Origin of the sequence: Brenneria salicis ATCC 15712 = DSM 30166 (assembly GCF_003315515.1) — a bacterium.
In the GTDB taxonomy this organism is placed as follows: domain Bacteria; phylum Pseudomonadota; class Gammaproteobacteria; order Enterobacterales; family Enterobacteriaceae; genus Brenneria; species Brenneria salicis.
This window is the reverse complement of record NZ_QNRY01000002.1, coordinates 1-23,283: the sequence shown is the minus strand read 5'-3', so window position 1 is coordinate 23,283 and position 23,283 is coordinate 1. Positions and strand designations below refer to the sequence as shown.

The window sequence follows — 23,283 nt, the reverse complement described above, 5'->3', positions numbered from 1 at the left end:
TTAACAAGGCTGGAAGTCAGCCCGAATTAGTTAAATAAATATTCCCGTGATTCTTCAAGTTGGCGGTGCGTTGGCTTTATTATTCGTCCCATTAATGGACGTCGCCGCAACGCGAATTATTCAGGGTATATTTCTGTCATCTTTCCCGATGCGGGAAGTTGGGCTTTCCGCATCTGAAAATCAATTGGATATAACGCGCGCAGTATAACAGGAGTGATGAAAGTCCCGCCAGCGATCAAGGCTGAGGCGGCAGGCAAACCCCGGTGCCGCCCAATCCGCAATAGCCGCCGGGATTTTTGTGCAGATATTGCTGATGCTCGTCCTCGGCATAATAGAAAGGACCGGCGGGGACGATTTCGGTACTGATGGTGCGGTTATCGCCACTCGCTTGCATCGCCTGCTGAAATTGCCGATAACTTTCCTGCGCGGCCTGTTCCTGTGCCGGCGTGAGCGTATAAATGCCGGATCGATATTGTGTGCCGATATCGCCGCCCTGACGCATTCCCTGCGCAGGATCGTGGTTTTCCCAAAACAGTTTCAGTAACTGGCTATAGCTGATAACGGCGGGATCAAACACCACCCGCACGGCTTCAGCGTGATCGGTTTTTCCACTGCAAACTTCACGATAGGTCGGATTCGGCGTGTAACCGCCGATATATCCCGCCGCCGTGCTGTAGACGCCGGGCTGTTGCCAGAATAAACGCTCGGCTCCCCAGAAACATCCCATAGCGAAAAGGGCGACGTCCATATTATCCGGGACGTGCGTCATCGAGCGCTCGTTTACCACATGCAATCTGGCTACCGGCATGGGCGTGGTGCGTCCCGGTAAGGCATCGGAAGGTTTTATACGCAATGTTTTATCGGTATGAAATATCACTTTGTCAACTCCCGCGTGGCGGTGGCTATCATGTTGTTTGGATAATGCAGGTAATCAGAGAATAACCGAGAAGTTTTGTTCTGTCTTTATCACTGAAGGTTGTTTAATGTTAAGGTTATGTTTACCTAAAACGCTGCACTTTAATTTTTACAGGTTTTAATCCATTTTTAAGGGAAAAAATCAGCATTTATCGCTAACCTTAGTGGGCTGAGCCGTCTCAACCACGATTGAGGCCGATTTTTTCTCCGGTCAGCGCGTGTGAGCGCGGTAGTAAAACCGATGTCAAAGCGGCGATGTTATAAAAGTCATGCTATAGATTTGGTGTAACAGATTGATGTAATCAGGGAGTTCAGTGACCATTCTTACAGGATCAAAACTCGGTTTTTCTGGCTTTGGCGTGCCACGGTATCGCCCCTTCAGGGCATTGAGCGCACCCGGTTTATTAACCTCAATCAGTTTATTAACTGCATTGTTAACTGTATTGTTGTTCGCCCCGCCGACTTATGCCGCCAACGTTCGTTTACAGGTGACGGGGCTGGAAGGCGCGTTGCAAAAGAATGTGCGTGCGCGCTTATCGACCATCGCCGCTGATGAAGTCAACGCGGATGGCCGCTTTCGCGCCAGGGTTGACGAGGTTATTCGTCAGGGATTGCGCGCATTGGGGTATTACGATCCGCAGATCGCCTTTGAATTCAGGCCTGCCGTGAATGGCGGACGGCCTGTTCTGATTGCCAGCGTGACGCCAGGCGAACCGGTCAGGATCGCCGAAGTGAATGTCATGCTGCGGGGCGGCGCCCGCGACGACAGCGATTTTCAGCAGCGACTGCGGGACGATAAACCTGCGATCGGTTCGGTGTTGAACCACGGTGATTACGATAGCTTTAAAAGCGGGCTGAATAATCTCTCCCTGCGTAAAGGATATTTCGATGCTCATTTCCAACGCAGCCAGTTAGGGATCCAGCGCGAAGAGAAACTGGCATTCTGGGATATCGATTTCGATAGCGGCGAACGCTACCGCTTTGGCAAGGTAACATTTCATGGCGCGCAAATCCGCGACGATTATCTGCAAAATCTGGTGCCTTTCCATTCGGGCGACTTTTACAGCAGTGAAGAATTAGGCGAGTTAAACCGCCGTCTGTCCGCGACGGGCTGGTTCAATTCGGTTGTGGTTTCGCCTGATTTTGAACAATCGAAAACCACCAGGGTTCTGCCTCTGGAAGCCGTGGTCAGCCCGCGAACCCGTAATCAGATTGAAACCGGAGTAGGCTACGCGACAGATGTGGGGCCGCGCTTTAAAACCACGTGGAACAAACCCTGGCTTAACTCTCGCGGTCATAGTCTTGAGAGCAGCCTGAGCGTATCGGCGCCAGAGCAATCGCTCGACCTGAGCTATAAGATCCCGCTATTGAAAAACCCGCTGGAACAGTATTACCTGTTGCAAGGCGGTTTTAAGCGGGAAGACCTCAACGACACCCAATCCGATGCAACCACGCTGAATGTGGCGCGCTACTGGGATCTCTCCAGCGGCTGGCAACGGGCGATTAATCTGCGCTGGAGCCTTGACCACTTTACACAAGGCAGCGTGACCGACACGACCATGCTGATTTATCCCGGCGTGAGTATTAACCGCACCCGCCAGCGCGGTGGATTAATGCCGGTTTGGGGCGATTCCCAGCGTTATTCGATCGATGTTTCCGATACTCTGTGGGGATCGGACATTGATTTTACGATTTTTCAGGCGCAAAACGTCTGGATTAGAACGCTGGCGGAGAAACACCGGTTTGTCGCCCGCGGCAATCTGGGGTGGATTGAAACCAATAGCTTCTCGCGTGTCCCTCCCTCTCTGCGTTTCTTCGCCGGCGGCGATCGCAGTATTCGCGGCTACAAATACAAATCGATCTCACCACGTGACAGCGAAGGCAAACTGACCGGCGCTTCTAAACTGGCGACCGGTTCATTGGAGTATCAGTACAACTTTACCGGGAAATGGTGGGGCGCGATGTTTGTCGATTCCGGCGAAGCGGTGAATGACATTAAGGAAGACAATTTCAAAACCGGGGCCGGTGTGGGTATTCGCTGGGCCTCTCCCATCGGCCCGGTGAAGCTGGATATCGCCATGCCTGTCGGCGATCCCGAAAAAAATGGCGTGCAGTTCTATATCGCGTTGGGGCCTGAGTTATGACGGAAGAGATGAAAGAGAACAAAACCTCGACCCACGCTGACGCCTCGGCACGCGGAGTAAGCACGAAAAAACGTGGTAAATGGCTTAAAAGACTGGGCATTGGCATCAGCGCTTTCCTGTTGTTAATCCTGATCTCGCTGGTATTGCTGGTCGGGACGACGTCAGGTTTGCACCTGCTGTTGAATGGTGCGGCGCGTTTTGTGCCGGGACTGGATATTGCGCAGGTCAGCGGCGGCTGGCGCGATCTGACGCTCCGGCAGCTCAGTTATCAAATGCCCGGCGTGACGGTGCGCGCGGGCGAGTTCCATTTATCACTGGCTACCGGCTGTTTGCGTAAAAGTCAGCTTTGCATAAATGACCTGTCGGCAAAAGATGTTGACGTAACGGTGGATACCACGGCGCTTCCTGCGACAGAAACGCCTCCGGCGTCCGGCGAGCCGCTGACGGCGTTGTCCGCGCCATTTCCCATCTCGCTGAGTCAATTGACGTTGGATAATGTGAAGGTCACGGTGGATGACACCGCCATTTCGCTGGGATCGTTGCGCACCGGGATGCAGTGGCGGGAACGGGCGCTCACGCTGCTGCCAACCAAAATCAGCGCGCTGTTGGTCGCCTTACCGAAAACGCCGATTGATGTGCTGGAAGATGGAAAAGTTACCGCCGCCGACGTCGCCGCTGTGGTGAAGGAAACCACCAACACGGTACGCGAGTCGATTGAAAGCGGCGCCTCGCAAGAGATTGAGATAGCCAAGAAGCGCCCAGTCACCCCCGCATCACAGCCGGCGAGAACCGCGAGTCAGGAAACGACGCAACCGGAAGAAGCGCCGCTGGGTGAGCGTCTGACCGAATTCTTTTCCAAGCCTCTCCTGCCGGATTTACCGCAGTTCACGTTACCGCTGGATGTGACGATTATAGAAATCCACGCGCAGCAACTGCGGTTGACCGGTGATCAGGACATACTGATTTCTGATTTGATGATGCAGGCATCCACGCAAAATCAGCATCTGCGCCTGGATCGGTTGGTGGTGCAATCGCCGCAAGGCGGGCTGAACGTCCGGGGCGAGGCGACGCTCAATGAAAATTGGCCGGTATCCCTTTCGGCCAATGGCGTACTGAATGTTGATCCGTTGAAAGGCGAAACACTCAAGCTGACGGTGGACGGCGGATTGCGCGAACAACTCAACGTAGCGCTGAATCTGTCTGGCCCGCAACGTGCGCAGTTAACGGCGCAAACCAAACTGGCGGAGGCGGGCTTGCCATTGGCGCTGACGCTGGAATCCGCACAGGTCCGCTGGCCGCTGACCGGCGACGCGCAATATCAGGCGAACGATCTGCGTTTGCGATTCAACGGAAAAGCAACGGACTATGCGCTGTCGTTACGCAGTGATATTCGCGCCACGGATCTGCCTGCGGCAACGCTGCTGCTGGACGGTAAAGGCAATGTTCAGCAATTCAATTTAACCCGGCTGCGTGTCGCCGCCTTGCAGGGCAATGCCGACCTGAGCGCGCTGGTGGACTGGAGTAAAGCCATCAGTTGGCGCAGTGAATTGCTGCTCAAGGGGATCAATACCGCGCAGCAGTGGTCGGAATGGCCCGCAAAGGTGGATGGCAAAATCACTACGCGCGGCAGCATTTACGGCGGAAGCTGGCAACTACAGGTGCCGGAACTGCGTCTGGATGGCAATGTGAAAGAGAACAAGCTGACCGCCAGAGGCGAATTACGCGGCAACGCGGCGGGACAGTGGCAAATCCCGGGGCTTAATCTGGCGCTGGGACGTAACCAGTTGAACATTAAAGGCGAACTGAGTGATAAGTGGCAACTGGATGCCGACCTCAATGCGCCCGCATTAACCGGCATACTGCCCGGCCTTGCCGGTCGCGCGCGGGGAACCCTGAGATTGCGCGGCAATCTGCGCGAGCCGCAGATCCTGGCGGATCTCACCGCATCGGGCCTGCGCTGGCAGGCGATGACCATCAGCCAGATAAACGTCGATGCCGACGTCCGTTCCGGGCAACCGTCTGCCGCGCCATCGTCTCCAACCCGGCAGGTTGCGGGCAAGCTCGCGGTGCGCGTTGAGCAATTGCGTCAGGATAGCCTGAACATCGGTTTGCTGACGCTGAATGCCGAGGGTAACGAGCAGCAGCATCAACTGCGTCTGAATCTTCAAGGCGAACCGGTAGCCGGTCAGCTGGCGCTGTCGGGAAGTTTTGATCGTCAGGCGCAGCGCTGGCGCGGTTCGCTGAGCAATACCCGGTTTGAAACCCCGGTTGGGGAATGGAATCTGACACAGGCGATCGCGCTGGATTATCAGAATGCGCAGCAGAAAGTCAGTATTGGCACGCACTGCTGGCGTAACCCGAATGCGGAGCTCTGCGTGCCGAAAACCATTGAGATTGGGCCGAGCGGACAAGCCGCTATTCGCCTTAATCGCTTTGATTTGGCGATGCTTAAGCCGTTCCTGAGTGAGGATACGGTGCTGGCGGGAACATTCAGCGGTGGGGCGGACGTCAGTTGGCAGGCTGAACAGGGTTTGCCACAGGCGAAAATCACGCTGGTGGGCAGCAATGTGAATGTGCGTCAGCAGGTACAGGGGAACACGCTACCGGTGGCGTTTGACACCTTCACGCTGAACGCCGGTCTTGATCGCGGACGAGCGCAACTTGGCTGGCTGATGGCGATTCGTGATAACGGACGTTTCAGCGGCGATATCCAGATAACCGATCCGCAGGGACAACGCAATCTTGGCGGTAATGTCACCATCACTGCGCTTTCTCTGACGCTGTTGAACCCAATATTGCGCACAGGGGAGAAAGCGGAGGGGATGCTGAGTGCGAATCTGCGTCTGGCCGGCAATGCGCAGCAGCCCCAGGTATTCGGTCAGATGGCATTGGAAAGACTGGATATTGACGGCAGTTGGATGCCGATTGATCTCACCACCGGGCGTCTGGCGGTGAGTTTCAATGGGATGTCCTCCACGTTGCAGGGATTCCTGAAAACCGATAACGGCCAGTTGAATCTGGGCGGCAACGCGGACTGGTCGCAGCCGGATGCCTGGCGTGCGCGCATTGCGGCGAAAGGCCAGCGGTTGCGCGTCACGCTGCCGCCGACGGCGCGTCTGGATGTGTCGCCGGATATCGTCTTTGAGGCCACGCCGCAACTGTTCGCGCTAAACGGTTCGGTCAGCATCCCCTGGGCGCGTATTGTGGTTAAGGATATGCCGGAAAGCGCGGTTGGCGTTTCATCCGATGAAGTGCTGCTGGATGCGCAGCGCCAGCCGCTGGAAAAAGCTTCCACGGCCATCCCCATCAACAGTAACCTGATTATTCGTGTCGGTAATGATGTGCGGCTGGACGCGTTCGGTCTGATCGCTCGTTTGCAGGGCGATCTGAACATGATTCAGGATGAGCGCGGGTTGGGCTTGAACGGCCAGATAGATATTCCTTCCGGTCGCTTCAAGGCTTACGGGCAGGATCTGATTGTCCGTAAAGGCCTGATCCTGTTCTCCGGCCCGCCGGATCAACCGGTGCTGAACATTGAAGCGATCCGTAACCCAGACAACACGGAAGATGACGTGACGGTAGGCGTTCGGGTCACCGGCATGGCTAGCACGCCGAAATTAGAGGTGTTCTCTGATCCCACCATGTCGCAGCAGGAAGCCTTGTCCTACTTGCTGCGCGGGCAAGGTCTGGAAAGCAGCGGCGCGGATAGTGCCGCCATGACCTCGATGTTGGTTGGTTTAGGGGTTGCACAAAGCGGTCAAGTTGTGGGTAAAATCGGCGAGGCTTTTGGCGTAAGTAATTTAGCTCTGGATACACAGGGTGTTGGCGACAATTCTCAGGTTGTGGTCAGCGGTTACGTTCTTCCCGGCCTGCAAGTCAAATATGGTGTTGGGATATTTGATTCTTTGGCGACGTTAACGCTGCGTTACCGGTTAATGCCAAAGTTATACTTGGAAGCGGTGTCTGGGATTAGCCAGGCATTAGATGTGCTCTATCAGTTTGAGTTTTAGCGATGCGAATTATTGTCTACGGCAGTTTACGACGCAAACAGGGAAATAGTCACTGGATGACCAACGCGCAATGGTTAGGGGATTGCCAACTCAATGGGTATGAGTTGTACAACCTCGGCCATTATCCGGCGGTGGTTACGGGTGATGGGGAGATTCATTGCGAAGTGTATCGCATCAGTTCGTCAATATTGACAGAGCTTGATGCGTTAAAGCGCGACGGCCACGAGTATCAGCGTGAGTTGATTTCGACTCCTTTAGGGAACGCCTGGATCTATCTTTATAAGCACTCGGTAGCAGGGTTGCCGCGTATCGTCAGCGGCGACTGGCTGAAACGCGCTGAGGCGCTTTAAAACGGGCCCATTAGCCGGACGGCGTTTGCCGTCCGCAATAAAAACACCGCGCGAAGCGGTGTTTTTAACGCCGGATTACCGACATATCCCCGGTAACACTTACTTATTTTTAGCGCGTTCGAAAGAGGCGACGATTTCTGCTTTCGCCGCTTCCGCGTTATCCCAACCTTCCACCTTCACCCACTTGCCTTTTTCCAGATCTTTGTAATGTTCAAAGAAATGGCCGATCTGCGCACGCAGCAGTTCTGGCAGGTCGTTAACGTCTTTAATGTGATCGTATTCTTTGCTCAGTTTGCTGTGCGGGACGGCAACCAGCTTGGCATCTTCACCCGCTTCGTCGGTCATTTTCAGCACGCCGACCGGACGGCAGCGAATCACAGAACCCGGTTGTAACGGATACGGCGTCGGCACCAGCACATCCACCGGATCACCATCCAGAGACAAGGTATGGTTGATGTAACCGTAGTTACATGGGTAGAACATGGCGGTAGACATAAAGCGGTCTACAAACAGTGCGCCGGTGTCCTTATCAATTTCGTATTTGATCGGATCCGCATTCGCGGGGATTTCAATAACCACGTAAATATCTTCTGGCAGATCTTTACCCGCCGGGACATTGTTCAGACTCATGTCAGTTTCCTTCTTTTCAACCTAAAATTGCGTGGCGGTCATTATAGCCAAGTCACAGAGAAAGTCGTCGATTTTTAGAAGAGGGCTTGTGTTGGAGCGAGAATGAAAAAACTTGTTTTTAATAAAACCATAACAATTAAATAAATTTTTCAACGCGAAGTTAAGTTACTAAATTGCAGCTGGATTAAAGAATAAAAAGATTAATCCGATAGAAGTGGAGCAAAAATTGCGCTGGAGAGGTTTTCTCTTTAATAAAATGTTCCTCATTAATACAGGATGTGAAATAAGTAATGTTAAAAAATATCACTATCAAAGTGAATTTGATTGTCTTGTTGGGAATGATGGTGTTGCTATTGACGTTGGTATGCGGGATTGGCGTCAGCGCTATCAATCAGGGAATAAAGTCACTTACTACGATCGATAAAATTCAGGGAAAAGAAGTCACTGCGTTGGCAGGCAGTTATACCGCTTCGTTACGCGCCAGGACAGGCGCGGCGCTGGCCGCCCGCCAGATGGAAAGCGGAATGACCGAGTTGGCTGAGGCATCGGTGGCGCGGGCGCAAAACTACATCGATCTGTCCCGACGGGAAATGATCCGCTTTTTGGGCTATGGCACGGTGACGGAAGAGGGAACGATCCTCGCCGCGGCGGTGCAGAACCACTATAGCGTCTATATCGACAAAGGTATTCAGCCAATGGTTGATGCGCTGAAACGTGGTCGGGTGGATGAGTATTATCGGGTGCTGGAAAATGTGATTCCGCCGCTCAGCATAGACATGGACAAGGCCAATAACGATTTTCGCGATTTTGCCCTGAATGTGGGTCAAGGCATGGTTGATCAGGCAGAGAGCTTCGCTTTCAGCCGCCTGATCACCATCGGTATTTCCGGCGGGCTGGCCCTGTTATTGGTGTTGATCGCCTGGATCGTCTTGAAGCGTCTGATCCTCTCTCCGCTTGAGCGTGCGGTGGCTCAGTTGGCGTTTATTGCCAGCGGTGATTTGACGCAGGAGATTGAAGAAGGCGGCAGAAATGAGATTGGCCGGCTGATTCAGTCGATGAAAACCATGCAGCATTCCCTCTCGCTGGCGGTAGGACGCGTGCGTGACGCTGGCGGACAAATCGATATCGGTACTGGCGAACTGGCAATGGGAAATGCGAACCTGGCGGCGCGCACCGAAGAATCGGCGGCATCGCTCGAACAAACTGCTGCCAGCATGGAGCAGTTGACCGCGACAGTGAAACTCAATGCGGAAAATGCTGCCCAGGCGCATGAACTGGCGCAGACGGTTTCTGATATTGCCGATAAAGGCAGCGACGCGATGGGCCAGATGATTGAGAAAATGCATACGATCTCCAGCAGTTCGGCTCGTATTGGCGATATTCTGGCGGTTATCGACGGTATTGCATTCCAAACCAACATTCTGGCGTTGAATGCGGCGGTGGAAGCGGCCAGAGCCGGTGAACAAGGTCGCGGGTTTGCCGTGGTCGCCGGGGAAGTGCGCAATCTGGCGCAACGCAGCGCTCAGTCCGCCAAAGAGATTAAAACGTTAATGAGTGATTCTCAAACGCGGGTGAAAGAAGGCGAGGATATCGCGCAGATCGCCAGTAAAACCATGGATGAAATTTCCGCGTCGGTGGCGCATGTAACAACATTGATGCGGGAGATTTCGACGGCGACGCGTGAACAGAGCAACGGTATTGAGCAGGTCAATCTGGCGGTTTCCCAGATGGACGAAGTCGCGCAGCATAATGCCTCTTTGGTTGAGGAATCCGCCGCAGCCACTCGTTCGCTGGAGGAGCAGGCGCGTCAACTGGCGCAAAGTATGGCGTTGTTCAAGCTGGATCGGCAGGAAATGATGGCTATCGGCCAGCATTAATCCGTTGTTAAGTACCTGACCGGGGCGCAGGCGCTGTATGTGGCGTCTGCGCCTTTTTGCTTTTCATCACGTTGTTTTTATTGCATCCGCGTATCAACATTGCTCATCTTTCTGGGTATCAGATGGCTTTTTCTTGCCGAGTTTATGCCAGATTTTCCCTTCCTGGCCACGCCACAGGCGTTGAATATTATCGTGATGACGCAACAGGATCAGGCAGGAAAGCATGGCGACGGGAAAGGTGAACTGCGGTTTAAACCACCAGACGTAAAACGGCGCAATCAGCGCGCTGATGATGGCGCCGAGTGATGAATAACCGCTCAGCAATACGGTCAGCAACCAGGTGCCGGTCATCAGACCGGTCAGATCCCAACCGATCGGCGCAATGGCGCCGAAAGCCGTGGCAACGCCTTTGCCGCCGCGAAAACGAAAAAAAACGGGATAGATATGCCCCAGACAAGCGGTAATGGCGGTCAGGCCGAGATAGAACGGCGGAACGCCCAGCGCGTAGGCCGCCCAGACGGGCAACATACCTTTCAGCACATCGAAAACCAATACGGCGGCAGCGGCGGCTTTCCCGCCAATACGCAGCACGTTGGTGGCGCCAGGGTTGCCTGAACCATGTTGGCGCGGATCCGGCAGCCCGGCGATGCGACACACCAGAATCGCACTGGAAATAGAGCCACATAGATACGCGATTAACATCATACCAAGCGCGGTTGCACTCATAATGCGTTTCCGTTTAATAGGGGTCGTTTTACTCTTCGCATCTATGGATAATACGCACATTCCGTCGGAAGTGGTATCCGACAACGACAAAAACAGAGAACAGCGTGATGGATATCGTATTTATTGAAGAACTTACCGTCATTACCACCATTGGTGTTTACGACTGGGAACAGACCATTCAGCAAAAGCTGGTGTTCGATATCGAAATGGGCTGGGATAATCGTCGGGCGGCGGCCAGTGATGAGGTGAGCGACTGCCTGAGCTATGCGGATGTCAGCGATGCGGTGATCGAACACGTTGCCGGACAACGTTTTGCGCTGGTGGAGCGGGTGGCTGAAGAGGTGGCGCAGCTTCTGATGCGGCGTTTCTCAATCCCCTGGTTGCGTATCAAAGTCAGCAAACCGGGCGCGGTGGCGCAGGCGCGTCAGGTAGGCGTGATTATTGAGCGCGGTACGCGATAAATCTGATTTGGCTCAATTGATACTGATTTATCTGCAACTAAACGGTAACCTCACAGGTCTATAACGGAGATACCCGCTATGCTTCTGGCGGGAATTTGGCGGCTCGCTCGGCAGCGCAGCCGCTTTTTTATGGCGGACTTGCTGCCCGTCATTCATGCTGTTGCGGTTTTATGGGTTTCGTTTTCATTGTTTACGATAAAGTTTTTACGACAAATTGTTTACAACAAATTGTTTACGACAAGAGGCAAGGGAATTTAGATGGCAGACCTGCATACGTTGTTGATCGCGTTTATTCTTGGAGTCGTTGAAGGGCTGACGGAATTCTTACCTGTTTCCTCGACAGGACATATGATTATCGTGGGCCATTGGTTAGGCTTTGTGGATGAGAAAGCCAAAACCTTCGAGGTGATTATCCAGTTGGGTTCTATTCTGGCGGTGGTCGTCATGTTCTGGCGGCGGCTTTTTGGCTTGATCGGTATTCATTTCGGTCAGGTTCCGCACGAAGGGCAAACCTCAGGCTGCCTGAAACTGACCCATATTCTGTTGGCGATGATCCCGGCAGTGGTGCTCGGTCTGGTTTTTCATGACGTCATCAAATCGTTATTCAACCCCGAAAACGTGATGTATGCGTTAATTGTCGGCGGTTTCCTGTTGCTGGCCGCGGAATGGCTGAAGCCCAGACAACCGCGCGCCGTCGGATTGGATGACATCACCCACCGTCAGGCGTTCATGATCGGCTGCTTCCAGTGTCTGGCGTTGTGGCCGGGGTTTTCCCGTTCAGGCGCGACTATTTCCGGCGGCATGCTGATGGGCGTCAGCCGCTATGCCGCATCAGAATTCTCTTTTATCCTGGCGGTTCCCATGATGATGGGGGCGACCGTATTGGATCTCTACAAAAGCTGGCATTTCCTGTCGCTGGCGGATCTGCCGATGTTTGCGGTGGGATTTGTGACGGCGTTTGTGGTCGCATTAATCGCGATTAAAACCTTCCTCCAGATTATCAAACGCATTTCTTTCGTCCCGTTCGCCATCTACCGCTTTATTGTGGCGGGCGTGGTGTACATCGTGTTTATGTAACGGTTTGTTTAGCTGTTTATATAAACCTAAATGGACCGGCAAAGGCCGCGCATTTGGCGGCCTTTGCCCGGTTACGCCGTGTTGTCCGGCTGTTGCGCTTTCCATTGTTGCAGCGCGTTGGTTCGGCGGCGAATCAGTTCGTTGCGGATCGCTATGCCTTCATAACCGTCGGCGACCACTTCCGCACTGTTCACGCTGCTGGCGACGCGAAACGCTTCGCGCAGATAATCGCCCTGTGGATAAGGGCGTTCTTCAAAGCCGGTGCGTCCTCTGGCATCCGCCTCGCTGGTTATCGCCAATTGTTCCAGCCGCTGTGGTTTACGCCAGACGTCAACGGCATCAAACAGTTTCATCAACGTCTTGGGCTGCAATATCTGGACGGTATGGATCAGGTCATGGTATTCCGCCACCAGTTTGGCCAGATCCCGTATAGGGTTGGGAATACGCAAGCGTTGACACAGTGACTCAACCAGTTTGACCCCGGCGGGGCCGTGACCGTGATGCCGGGGCCATAACGCCGGCGGGGTCAGGCCCTTGCCCAGATCGTGGCACAGTGTGGCGAAGCGGACGTCAATATCCGGGCTGAGGCGGGCGGCAACTTCCAGCGTCATCAAGGTGTGAATGCCGGTATCAATTTCCGGGTGCCATTTGGCCGGGGCCGGGACGCCGTAAAGTTTATCGATTTCGGGGAATAGCACCGCAAGCGCGCCGCAGTCGCGCAACACCTGAAAGTAAACCTGTGGTGAACGGGTGCCGAGCGCTTTTTCCGTTTCTTTCCAGACCCGTTCCGGCGTCAGATAAGCCAGTTCTCCGTTACGGGTCATGTTTTGCATCAGCGTCAGCGTTTCTTGCGCAATCTGAAAGCCAAGACTGGCGAAACGAGCGGCGAAGCGCGCGACGCGCAGGACTCTTAACGGATCTTCGCTGAATGCGTCGGAAACATGGCGCAACACACGGTTTTCCAGGTCGCGACGGCCCTGGAAGGGATCAATCAGTTCGCCTTGCTCCGTTTGCGCGATGGCGTTAATCGTCAGATCCCGGCGCAATAAATCTTGCTCCAGCGTGACATCCGGCGCGGTGTGGCAGACAAAGCCGGTATAGCCATTGCCTGATTTTCTCTCGGTTCGCGCTAGTGCGTACTCGTCGTGGCTGACAGGGTGTAAAAAGACCGGAAAATCCTTTCCTACTTGTTGATAGCCCTGTGCCAGTAATTGCTCCGGCGTGGCGCCGACAACCACCCAATCTTTTTCGGTGATGGGTAAATCAAGCAGGCTGTCCCGAACAGCGCCGCCGACAAGGTAAATCTTCAATGCCGGGCTCCTGAGAGAGGTGGTGATATTTACTGTATATTAACATTGTTGCGTCATCGTTATAAAAATGCCTGCATAAGCAGGCAAAATCGATAAGCACCGTTTTGACGGATAAGCGAATCTGTCGTGTTATCCCATCCAGCGATCATTCTTTTTCCTGCGCGGGATAATATGCGGCAACAGCAGACCCAGCAAGAGTCCCGCGCCGGCCACAACGCCGCCGTACATAAACCATTGCAGAATGATGGTGCGCTGTTTGTCGTCAAGCTGGACATTGGCGGCGCTGACTTTTTTCTGGGCAACGATCAACTGATTTTTCAAATCCTGATTTTCGTTACGCAATCCGTTAATGATCTCGTCGCTGGCAGCGACTTTTTGCTGCATCTCAGACGTTCGCTGATTCCAGGTCTGGTCGATATTACTCAGTTTGTCGGTCAGGTCTTTGACCTGATTTTCCAATTCAGGTACGCGAGTACGCAGGCTGGGGGTTTCGCTTAACTGATTGAGCGGGATCCAACTGGTGCGATTTTTTTCATCGCGAATTTGTGCATAACCTGCCCCTTCATTGACGCTAAGTACGGTGACCTGATCGCCGGCGTTCAGCGTGCCGATGATGCGGTATTGGTTACCGGGGCCACTGTGGATATAGGTCAGTAACTCGTCGGAAACATAGCGTTTTTCTTCGGCATGGGCCGCCGAACCCAAGGTGAACGTCATCAAGGTAAAACAAATTAGGCATAATTTCTGCATAAGATCATCGTGTTGCGTGAATTGTAGACTGATAGTAGAGGCTTAAGTCTGACGAGGCAATGATTAAACCTGAATGAGAACTATCTTACTCTTGGGCCGCCGACGGCGCGGTGAGCCGGAATACCGCGTTTTCTCGTGCTTTCCCGTATTCAGGATGAAACACCAACCTGGCGGCGGGCAAGAAATGCGCGCTTGTTCGCAGGCGAAAAAGAGAGTGTGCTGCAACAGTGGCAAGCTGAAGTAAAATGTTATTTACTGGCGCAAATGGCGCTGAATCCGGTGTAGTAAATGTTATGAGTGAAGAAATAGAATTGAAGTTTATCGTTCATCCCGACAGCGTTGATTCGCTGCTCAGGCAGTTGGCCGGCTGGCAGAGCGAGTACAGCCAGAGCGAACACCTGCGAGCCCAGCGGCTAACCAATACCTACTATGAAACGGCGGACAACTATCTGCGCCGCAACGGGATTGGCCTGCGCATCCGCGGAGAGAACGAACGTTATGAAATGACGGCGAAAACAGCCGGTAAAGTCGTCGGCGGATTACATCAGCACCCGGAATACAATGTGGCGCTGGAAAAAGCGGAACTGGATCTCAGTCTGTTTCCGGCGGAGATCTGGCCGGAAAATTGTGATTTAACGCGCTTGCAATCCTTGCTCAATCCCCTGTTCAGCACGGACTTTACGCGTGAAAAATGGTTGTTTACTTACCATCAGAGCATTATCGAGGTGGCGTTTGACCGCGGCGAGATTCGGGCGGGCGAACGAAGCGAACCGCTCTGCGAACTGGAGATGGAGCTTAAAGTCGGGCAGACGGCGCATCTGCTGGATCTGGCAAAGGAAATTGCTGACTTTGGCGGCTTGCGGCAGGGGAGTCTCAGCAAGGCGGCGCGCGGCTATCTTCTTGCCAAAGGGGATCCGGCGCGTGAATGTCGCTCTGTCGGGGTGCTCGCGGTAGCGCCGAAAGCCAATATTGATCAGGCGATCAATGCCGCGCTGGAATATGCTTTGGCGCATTGGCAATATCATGAAGAACTCTGGATCAGAGGCAATGCGGTAGCGCGTGATGCTTTGCAGCAGGCCAGCGAGTTGATGCGCGAGATGCTGGTGCTGGTGGGCGGGCTGGTTCCCCGCAAGGTGACGACGCTTTTCCGAGCTGCGCTGACCAGTCTGGAGACGAAAATCGCAGGGCCGGGCGAGGCCGAAACACTGTGCTACAGCGTCGACTATCTGCAAAGTAAGCTGGTGCTCACTTCGTGGTTGGTTAAAGCAGGCTGGCGCGATTATATGGACAACAAAGGCCGTATGCGGTTGCAGGGCTCCTATAAACGCTTTGCCGATATCATGATGAGCCGAAGCGCCGCCGACCTGCGCGGTACATTCAATAATCCCTTAAGCGAAGTGCAATATGTGCAGCAATTGCCGCGATTGCATCGCAGTATTTATGCTTTTTATCTGTTGTCGGGCGCTTATCCGACAGAACAGGTCGAAGCGTATATCGAATACTGGCGGGCATTGATTCAGGCAATCGAACAGCTTGCCGTCGATCACACGCCGTCGCCGTATCTGGAAACCTGCCGTAAACAGGCGCTGGCCCAGTCACCATTCTGGTTAAGCAGCGCCGGGGATTAACCGTTAATCGCGTTCACCCGCCAATGAGGGTGGGTGACATACCAAGGGAAACAGCATGTCTATACTTCCTTTGCCATCGTTACCCGCATTATTGGCGCAGCAGTCTCAACGGGTTTTATTACGCTTACAGGAAACGCTTCCCCGCCTCGATCCTGTCACCGATCATGATCGGGCGGTATTGGCATTAAGCGACTTTGTCAGCGATGCCTTGACGATGCATCCCGACTGGTGGCCGGCGCTCCATCAGCAACCGCCACAGGCAGAGGAATGGCGTCACTACCCGGATTGGTTACGAGCGGCGGTGGCGGAAGTCAATGATGAAGCCGCGTTGATGACCGCGCTGCGCCAGTTCCGACGCCGAATTCTGGTGCGGATTGCCTGGTCGCAGATACTTCGCACCAGTACGACCGAACAAACCCTCAAACAACTGAGCGAACTGGCAGAAACGTTGATTGTTTTTGCCCGCGACTGGCTGTATCAGGCGTGTTGCCGTGAATGGGGAACCCCTGCTAACGCACAAGGCGTTCCTCAACCCTTGTTGATCCTCGGTATGGGAAAACTGGGCGGGGAAGAACTGAATTTCTCTTCCGATATCGATCTGATTTTTGTCTATCCTGAAAATGGCCAGACGCAAGGCGGGCGGCGTGAACTGGATAACGCCCAGTTCTTCACCCGCTTAGGGCAGCGCCTGATTAAAGTGCTGGATCAACCGACGGTGGACGGCTTTGTCTATCGCGTGGACATGCGGTTGCGTCCTTTTGGCGACAGCGGCCCGCTGGTGCTCAGTTTTGCGGCCATGGAAGATTATTATCAGGAGCAGGGGCGGGACTGGGAACGTTACGCGATGGTCAAGGCTCGCCTGCTGGGGAGAATGGAGGATGACTACAGTCAGGAGTTGCGCAGCACCCTGAAGCCGTTTGTTTTCCGCCGTTACATTGATTTCAGCGCGATCCAGTCGTTGCGCAATATGAAGGGCATGATTGCCCGTGAGGTTCGCCGCCGGGATTTACGCAACAATATTAAGCTCGGGGCGGGCGGGATCCGTGAAATTGAGTTTATCGCCCAGGTTTTTCAACTGATTCGCGGTGGACGAGAACCCGGCTTACAACAACGCGCGTTGCTGCCGACGCTCCGGCATGTTGGCGTGCTGGGGCTGTTAGCTCCTGAACAAGTGATGGCGCTTAGCGAGTCTTATCTGTTCTTGCGTCGTCTGGAAAATTTGTTGCAGGCGATTGCGGATGAACAAACCCAGACTCTGCCCGACGATGAATTAAACCAGCAGCGGCTGGCGTGGGGAATGGGGTGTGACGACTGGACGGCATTGCAGGCCGCGTTGTCGCGGCATATGCAGGCGGTGCGTGACGTATTCAATGCCTTGATCGGCGACGATGCGCCGGATGGCAATGCGATCCCTGAACATGGCAGCTATTGCAGCCTGTGGCAGGATACGCTGGATGACTCGGATCTGGCGTCGTTAACGCCGCATTTAACCGAACCGGTGCGGGAGAAACTGCTGCGTGAGATCATCGGGTTTCGTCAGGATGTGGCGAAACGGACGATTGGGCCGCGTGGCCGGGATGTGCTGGATCAACTGATGCCGAACCTGTTGGCGGAAGTGTGCGCTCGTCAGGAAGCGGATACCATTCTGTCACGTTTGACGCCGCTCTTGCTGGGGATTGTGACGCGTACCACCTACCTGGAGTTATTGCTTGAATCGCGCGCGGCGCTGGCGCAATTGATCCGGTTATGCGCCGCTTCTCCGATGGTGGCCGGACAGTTGGCTCGTTATCCTTTGCTGCTCGATGAACTGCTCGATTCTGCAACACTGTACCAGCCGACCAAGCCGGACGAGTATGCGGACGAGTTGCGCCAGTATCTGATGCGTGTCCCCGACGAGGATGAAGAACAGCAGTTGGAGGCGATGCGTCAGTTCAAGCAGGCGCAGCAGTTGCGCATTGCCGCCGGCGATATTGCGGGCGTGCTGCCGGTAATGAAAGTGAGCGATCACTTAACTTATCTGGCGGAAGCGATTATCGCCGCGGTGGTGCAGCAGGCGTGGGGAAAAATGGCGGCGCGCTACGACCAGCCTGCACATTTGCAGCAACGTGAAGGGCGCGGTTTTGCGGTTATCGCCTATGGAAAACTGGGCGGTTGGGAACTCGGTTACGGTTCGGATCTTGATTTGGTCTTTCTGATTGATTGCCCATCCGATGTGATGACGGATGGCGAACGTTGTATTGATGGACGTCAGTTTTATCTGCGTTTGGCGCAACGTGTCATGCATCTGTTCAGTACCCGTACCTCGTCGGGCATTTTGTATGAAGTCGATGCCCGTCTGCGGCCATTAGGCGCCGCGGGCATGCTGGTCAGTACCGTTGAGGCGTTTGACGAGTATCAGCGCAACGAGGCCTGGACCTGGGAACATCAGGCTTTGGTGCGGGCGCGAATGGTGTATGGTGAAGCGGGCGTACAGCAACAGTTCGAATCTATTCGGCGGGCTATCTTGTGCCGGGCGCGCGATGCGGACACGTTGCGTAAAGAAGTACGTGAAATGCGTGAAAAAATGCGGCAACACCTGGCGAACAAAGACCGTTCGCTGTTTGATCTGAAAACGGACGTCGGCGGCATCACCGACATTGAGTTTATCGCGCAATATCTGGTGTTGCGTTATGCCGCGCAGGAACCGCGCCTCACGCGTTGGTCGGATAACGTTCGTATTCTGGAATTGATGGCGCAGTATGGCGTGATGGAAGAGGCTGAAGCGAATGCGCTCAAGCTCGCCTATGTCACTTTGCGCAATGAGCTTCATCATTTGGCATTACAAGAGCTATCGGGGCGGGTCAGTCAGGACCGATTTGCGGCTGAACGGCGGCAGGTACAACAGAGCTGGAATAAGTGGTTGGGCTGAGGCTGTGATATTATCACGCGCAATCTGCGAATAAGTTTGGAGTATGGGATGAAAGTTACGCTGCCTGACTTCCGCAAAGCGGGAGTGTTAGTGGTTGGTGATGTGATGTTGGATCGCTACTGGTACGGTCCGACCAGCCGAATTTCCCCCGAAGCCCCGGTGCCGGTGGTCAAGGTTGACACCATTGAAGAACGTCCCGGCGGCGCGGCGAACGTGGCGATGAATATCGCCTCGCTGGGCGCTGCTTCGCGTCTGGTTGGCCTGACGGGAATCGACGACGCGGCGCGGGCGTTGAGCGCGAAGCTCGGCGAGGTGAACGTGAAGTGCGATTTCGTGTCCGTGCCGACGCATCCGACCATCACCAAACTGCGTGTTCTGTCACGTAATCAACAGCTTATCCGACTGGATTTTGAAGAAGGATTTGATGGCGTTGATCCGCAGCCGATGGTTGAGCGCATTCAGCAGGCATTACCCCATATCGGCACGTTGGTATTGTCTGACTATGCGAAAGGGGCATTGGTGCACGTTCAGACCATGATCCAGACCGCAAAAGCCGCCGGCGTGCCGGTGTTGATCGATCCAAAAGGGACTAATTTTTCCCGCTATCGCGGCGCGACATTACTGACGCCCAATCTGTCCGAGTTTGAAGCGGTCGCGGGGCGTTGTAAGAGTGAGGATGAATTAGTGTCCCGTGGGATGAAACTAGTGGCCGACTATGAACTGTCGGCGCTGTTGATTACCCGCTCCGAACAGGGAATGACGTTGTTGCAGCCGGGCAAGGAACCTTTGCATTTGCCGACGCAGGCTCAGGAAGTGTATGACGTGACCGGGGCCGGAGATACGGTGATTGGCGTCCTGGCCGCATCGCTGGCCGCCGGCAACACACTGGAAGAAGCCTGTTTTCTGGCAAATGCCGCCGCGGGCGTGGTGGTGGGCAAACTGGGTACGTCAACGGTTACGCCGATTGAACTGGAAAACGCCATTCGTGGGCGCGCCGAAACGGGCTTTGGCGTGATGAGCGAACAACAGTTGAAAGAGGCGGTTGCGCAGGCGCGCGCGCGCGGCGAAAAGATTGTCATGACCAATGGCTGCTTCGATATTCTGCACGCGGGACATGTTTCCTATTTAGCCAATGCCCGCAAGTTGGGAGATCGGCTGATCGTTGCGGTAAACAGCGATGCGTCGACGCAGCGACTGAAAGGACCAACCCGTCCGGTGAATCCGCTGGCGCAGCGCATGATCGTGCTGGGCGCGCTGGAAGCCGTGGACTGGGTCGTACCGTTCGAGGAAGACACGCCGCAGCGCCTGATTGCCGACGTGCTGCCCGATGTGTTGGTGAAAGGCGGTGATTATCAGCCGCATCAGATCGCGGGCAGTGAAGAAGTCTGGGCTAACGGCGGGGAAGTTAAAGTCCTGAATTTTGAGGATGGCTGCTCCACCACCAACATCATTAATATCATTAAAGCGGGCAAATCCGACTAACGAATGATATCGCGTCATTGATACAGGTATGAAACCATTGAATGTAGAGTCAGCCGAAGTGCGTGAGGCAACGTTACGCGTCGAAGCATTGCGCGCATTGTTGCGTCATCATGAATACAAATATCACGTTGAAGATACGCCGGAAATTCCCGATGCGGAATATGACCGGCTCATGCAGGAACTGAAGGCGCTGGAAGCGGCGTACCCACAACTGGTGACCGACGATTCTCCGACTCAGCGCGTAGGCGCCGCGCCGTTGTCCGCGTTCGAACCGGTGCGGCACGAAGTACCGATGCTGTCGTTGGATAACGTCTTTGATGAAGACAGCTATTTGGCGTTCAGCAAGCGTATTGGCGATCGGCTGAAAAGATCTGAGGATCTGACATTCTGCTGCGAACTGAAACTGGACGGGCTGGCTGTCAGCCTGTTGTACGAAGATGGGATGCTGGTGCGCGGCGCGACGCGCGGCGATGGCTCCACCGGCGAGAACATCACCAGCAACATTCGCACCATCGGCGCGATTCCTTTACGTCTCAGGGGCGACAACATCCCGCAACGGATGGAAGTGCGTGGTGAAGTGTTCATGAAACACAGCGGTTTTGAAAAGCTGAATGACGAAGCGAGACGCACCGACGGCAAAGTGTTCGCCAATCCGCGTAATGCGGCCGCCGGATCGTTGCGTCAGCTTGATCCCCGGATTACCGCCAAACGTCCGCTGACCTTTTTCTGCTATGGCGTCGGTTTGCTGGAGGGCGGCGAGTTGCCGGACAGCCATTGGGAACGCCTGATGCGGTTTAAACAGTGGGGATTGCCGGTCAGCGATCGCATCAAGCGTTGTACCGGTAGCGCCGAGGTCCTCGATTTCTATCATCAGGTTGAACAGGAACGTGCTTCGCTGGGATTCGACATTGATGGCGTGGTGATCAAAGTGGACGATCTGGCGTTGCAAGCGCGCCTCGGTTTTGTTGCCAAAGCCCCGCGTTGGGCAGTGGCCTTCAAATTTCCGGCTCAGGAACAATTGACCTGGATACGCGATGTCGAATTTCAGGTTGGGCGCACCGGGGCTATCACGCCTGTTGCCCGTCTTGAACCGGTGGCGGTCGCCGGGGTGACGGTCAGCAATGCGACGCTGCACAATGCCGATGAAATCGAGCGTCTTGGGTTGCAGATTGGCGATCGGGTTATTGTCCGCCGGGCGGGTGATGTGATCCCGCAGGTTGTGGGCGTGGTGGCGTCTGAGCGTCCGGCGGATGCCCGGCTAATTGAATTCCCCACGCACTGTCCTGTGTGCCATTCCGATGTGGAGCGCGTTGATGGCGAAGCCGTTACGCGTTGTACCGGAGGGCTAATTTGTGGTGCGCAGCGCAAAGAAGCATTGAAGCATTTTGTTTCCCGTCACGCGCTGGATGTAGAGGGCATGGGCGACAAAATTATTGATCAACTGGTGGAAAAACAGTATGTCGAAACACCAGCCGATCTGTTCCGGCTCACGGCAGGTATTCTGACCGGCCTTGATCGTATGGGGCCGAAGTCGGCGCAGAACCTGGTGAACGCATTGCATAAAGCGAAAAACACCACGCTGGCGCGTTTCCTGTATGCGTTGGGGATCCGTGATGTTGGTGAGGCGACGGCGGCGAATCTGGCGGCGCACTTTGGGTTGCTGGACGCGTTATTCGCGGCGGATGAAGAGGCATTGCTTGAAGTCGCTGACGTGGGGAAAGTGGTGGCAGCCCATGTGCGTCATTTCCTTGATGAAGATCACAATCAAAAAGTGATCCGCGACTTAACCGATCCCGCAGGCATCAACATTCACTGGCCTGCGCCAGTGGTAGTCAAAGCGGAGGAGATCGACAGCCCATTTGCCGGTAAAACAGTGGTGCTGACCGGATCGTTGAGCATTTTGTCCCGTGATGAAGCCAAAGACCGGCTGACGGCGCTGGGGGCAAAAGTCAGTGGCAGCGTATCGAAAAAAACCGATATGGTGATTGCCGGGGAAGCGGCAGGATCGAAACTGAACAAAGCGCAGGAACTGGGGATCCCGATTATTGATGAAGCGGAAATGATCCGCCTGTTGGGAGCTTGATCTTATGGAAAAACAGGATCTGCTGGAAATTGCCAATACGCTGATGCCCTTTGGTAAATATCAGGGACGTGCTCTGATCGATTTGCCGGAGGAATATCTGTTGTGGTTTGCCCGCAAAGGCGAGTTTCCCAAAGGACGATTAGGCGAGCTTATGCAACTGGCGTTGGCCATAAAAATAGAAGGTTTGCAGAGGTTGATTCAGCCGCTGAAACGATGATGCCGCCAGACATTCGTACAGATAAAATGAAGGCACCGTTTAACGATGCCTTTGTTTTATTAGCCAAAAAAATAAGACTATACGTAGATATTAATCTGGCTTTTTTCATCAGGAAGATTAACGTTTTCTTGTTTAGTCGCCTGAGTCTGAGAAACCGCATCCGTCTGTTTTTCCGCTTCTTCGTTGCGTAAGCGAGCGATTTGAGCCTGTAACATCTGGATTTGTGACTGAATGATTTGCTGCTGTTTCTCTATCTGTTTACTTTCTTCCTCTGTTCCGGCGCTGGTGGCAGAGGCCGCCAACTTACTGGCTTTTTGCGTCAGCGTCTGAATTTGCTTACTCAACTGCGCAATCTGTTGCTCAGTATTACTGCTGCTTTTACTACTGCTGGTAGCTGTCGATACACTGATGCTACTAATGGTATTTGACATGTTCCCTCCAGAAAATATATCCACACCCATCATTCTTAAAATTGCCGCTTGTCTGCAACTAAATAACTGATCCTAATATCGCTACATTTTTACCAACCCATGATTCCCACCGGGGAATGGGCTGACAGTATTCATAAAGTGACGCACTTTTTTCAGTAACTGCCACATTGAGCGGCACTGGAGGTTTCGGGTTATCGTTTCGTGCAGCGCCTGCCACAGCCGTTCAACATGATTTACCCAGGGCGAGTAAACCGGCTGATAAATAACACGAAACTTCGGATTCT

Annotated in this window: 18 protein-coding genes and 1 pseudogene; 12 read left to right on the top strand and 7 right to left on the bottom strand. The window is 54.2% G+C overall.

The genetic code is table 11. The annotated features are described in order from the left end of the window. Positions 1-235: 235 nt before the first annotated feature. On the bottom strand, positions 236-877 hold the full coding sequence (gene msrA / locus DES54_RS01635; protein WP_427846313.1) for a peptide-methionine (S)-S-oxide reductase MsrA: 642 nt from the start codon (positions 875-877) through the stop codon (positions 236-238). A 451-nt stretch (positions 878-1,328) separates the two neighbouring features. Here msrA and tamA point away from each other — a divergent pair, with 451 nt between their 5' ends. From tamA to DES54_RS01620, 3 genes are read left to right on the top strand one after another with little or no spacing between them, the layout of a single operon-like run. Then, positions 1,329-3,059 carry an autotransporter assembly complex protein TamA gene (gene tamA, locus DES54_RS01630; protein ID WP_338075470.1) on the top strand — a complete coding sequence of 577 codons (1,731 nt, stop codon included), beginning with the start codon at positions 1,329-1,331 and terminating at the stop codon, positions 3,057-3,059. Between the two features lie 8 nt (positions 3,060-3,067). After that, on the top strand, positions 3,068-7,069 hold the full coding sequence (gene tamB, locus DES54_RS01625; protein WP_169050500.1) for an autotransporter assembly complex protein TamB: 4,002 nt from the start codon (positions 3,068-3,070) through the stop codon (positions 7,067-7,069). Between the two features lie 2 nt (positions 7,070-7,071). Next, entirely contained in the window at positions 7,072-7,419 is a 348-nt protein-coding gene (locus DES54_RS01620) for a gamma-glutamylcyclotransferase family protein (protein WP_113864883.1), read from the top strand. 99 nt (positions 7,420-7,518) lie between these two features. On the opposite strand, the gene ppa is transcribed toward DES54_RS01620, so the two are convergent. Next, positions 7,519-8,049 carry an inorganic diphosphatase gene (gene ppa / locus DES54_RS01615; protein ID WP_113864882.1) on the bottom strand — a complete coding sequence of 177 codons (531 nt, stop codon included), beginning with the start codon at positions 8,047-8,049 and terminating at the stop codon, positions 7,519-7,521. Positions 8,050-8,339: 290 nt separating this feature from the next. Here ppa and DES54_RS01610 point away from each other — a divergent pair, with 290 nt between their 5' ends. Then, on the top strand, positions 8,340-9,926 hold the full coding sequence (locus tag DES54_RS01610; RefSeq protein WP_113864881.1) for a methyl-accepting chemotaxis protein: 1,587 nt from the start codon (positions 8,340-8,342) through the stop codon (positions 9,924-9,926). Between the two features lie 93 nt (positions 9,927-10,019). Here the strand turns inward: DES54_RS01610 and plsY are convergent, their stop codons facing one another. Then, positions 10,020-10,652, bottom strand: coding sequence for a glycerol-3-phosphate 1-O-acyltransferase PlsY (plsY, locus tag DES54_RS01605; protein ID WP_113864880.1), 633 nt, complete (start codon positions 10,650-10,652; stop codon positions 10,020-10,022). Between the two features lie 107 nt (positions 10,653-10,759). Between plsY and folB the strand changes: the two genes are divergently transcribed. Together folB and bacA are read left to right on the top strand one after the other, a co-directional pair. Further along, positions 10,760-11,113: a bifunctional dihydroneopterin aldolase/7,8-dihydroneopterin epimerase gene (folB, locus tag DES54_RS01600; RefSeq protein WP_113864879.1), complete on the top strand. Its 354-nt coding sequence runs from the start codon at positions 10,760-10,762 to the stop codon at positions 11,111-11,113. 258 nt (positions 11,114-11,371) lie between these two features. After that, positions 11,372-12,190: an undecaprenyl-diphosphate phosphatase gene (bacA, locus tag DES54_RS01590; protein ID WP_113864877.1), complete on the top strand. Its 819-nt coding sequence runs from the start codon at positions 11,372-11,374 to the stop codon at positions 12,188-12,190. Between the two features lie 71 nt (positions 12,191-12,261). Here the strand turns inward: bacA and DES54_RS01585 are convergent, their stop codons facing one another. Both DES54_RS01585 and DES54_RS01580 read right to left on the bottom strand, forming a co-directional pair. Further along, on the bottom strand, positions 12,262-13,500 hold the full coding sequence (locus tag DES54_RS01585) for a multifunctional CCA addition/repair protein (protein WP_113864876.1): 1,239 nt from the start codon (positions 13,498-13,500) through the stop codon (positions 12,262-12,264). A 129-nt stretch (positions 13,501-13,629) separates the two neighbouring features. Further along, complete coding sequence (locus tag DES54_RS01580) at positions 13,630-14,250, bottom strand: TIGR04211 family SH3 domain-containing protein (protein ID WP_113864875.1); 621 nt, start codon at positions 14,248-14,250, stop codon at positions 13,630-13,632. A 135-nt stretch (positions 14,251-14,385) separates the two neighbouring features. Between DES54_RS01580 and DES54_RS18540 the strand changes: the two genes are divergently transcribed. Genes DES54_RS18540 through DES54_RS01555 form a run of 6 tightly spaced genes read left to right on the top strand, consistent with a single transcriptional unit; the run spans position 14,386 to position 22,568 of the window. Further along, on the top strand, positions 14,386-14,535 hold the full coding sequence (locus DES54_RS18540; protein ID WP_169050418.1) for a hypothetical protein: 150 nt from the start codon (positions 14,386-14,388) through the stop codon (positions 14,533-14,535). A gap of 8 nt (positions 14,536-14,543) precedes the next feature. After that, positions 14,544-15,878 carry a CYTH domain-containing protein gene (locus DES54_RS01575; RefSeq protein ID WP_113864874.1) on the top strand — a complete coding sequence of 445 codons (1,335 nt, stop codon included), beginning with the start codon at positions 14,544-14,546 and terminating at the stop codon, positions 15,876-15,878. Positions 15,879-15,933: 55 nt separating this feature from the next. Further along, positions 15,934-18,786 carry a bifunctional [glutamate--ammonia ligase]-adenylyl-L-tyrosine phosphorylase/[glutamate--ammonia-ligase] adenylyltransferase gene (gene glnE / locus DES54_RS01570; protein WP_113864873.1) on the top strand — a complete coding sequence of 951 codons (2,853 nt, stop codon included), beginning with the start codon at positions 15,934-15,936 and terminating at the stop codon, positions 18,784-18,786. A gap of 48 nt (positions 18,787-18,834) precedes the next feature. Next, positions 18,835-20,268, top strand: coding sequence for a bifunctional D-glycero-beta-D-manno-heptose-7-phosphate kinase/D-glycero-beta-D-manno-heptose 1-phosphate adenylyltransferase HldE (gene hldE, locus DES54_RS01565; RefSeq protein ID WP_113864872.1), 1,434 nt, complete (start codon positions 18,835-18,837; stop codon positions 20,266-20,268). A 28-nt stretch (positions 20,269-20,296) separates the two neighbouring features. Then, positions 20,297-22,351: an NAD-dependent DNA ligase LigA gene (gene ligA, locus DES54_RS01560; RefSeq protein ID WP_113864871.1), complete on the top strand. Its 2,055-nt coding sequence runs from the start codon at positions 20,297-20,299 to the stop codon at positions 22,349-22,351. A gap of 4 nt (positions 22,352-22,355) precedes the next feature. Continuing rightward, the gene (locus DES54_RS01555; RefSeq protein ID WP_113864870.1) at positions 22,356-22,568 is read left to right on the top strand and encodes a DUF3820 family protein; all 213 of its coding nucleotides are present in this window, start codon (positions 22,356-22,358) and stop codon (positions 22,566-22,568) included. Positions 22,569-22,645: 77 nt separating this feature from the next. On the opposite strand, the gene DES54_RS01550 is transcribed toward DES54_RS01555, so the two are convergent. Next, positions 22,646-22,999, bottom strand: coding sequence for a FlxA-like family protein (locus tag DES54_RS01550; protein ID WP_113864869.1), 354 nt, complete (start codon positions 22,997-22,999; stop codon positions 22,646-22,648). An 81-nt stretch (positions 23,000-23,080) separates the two neighbouring features. Beyond that, a pseudogene (locus DES54_RS01545) lies at positions 23,081-23,283 on the bottom strand (IS630 family transposase); the annotation flags it as partial.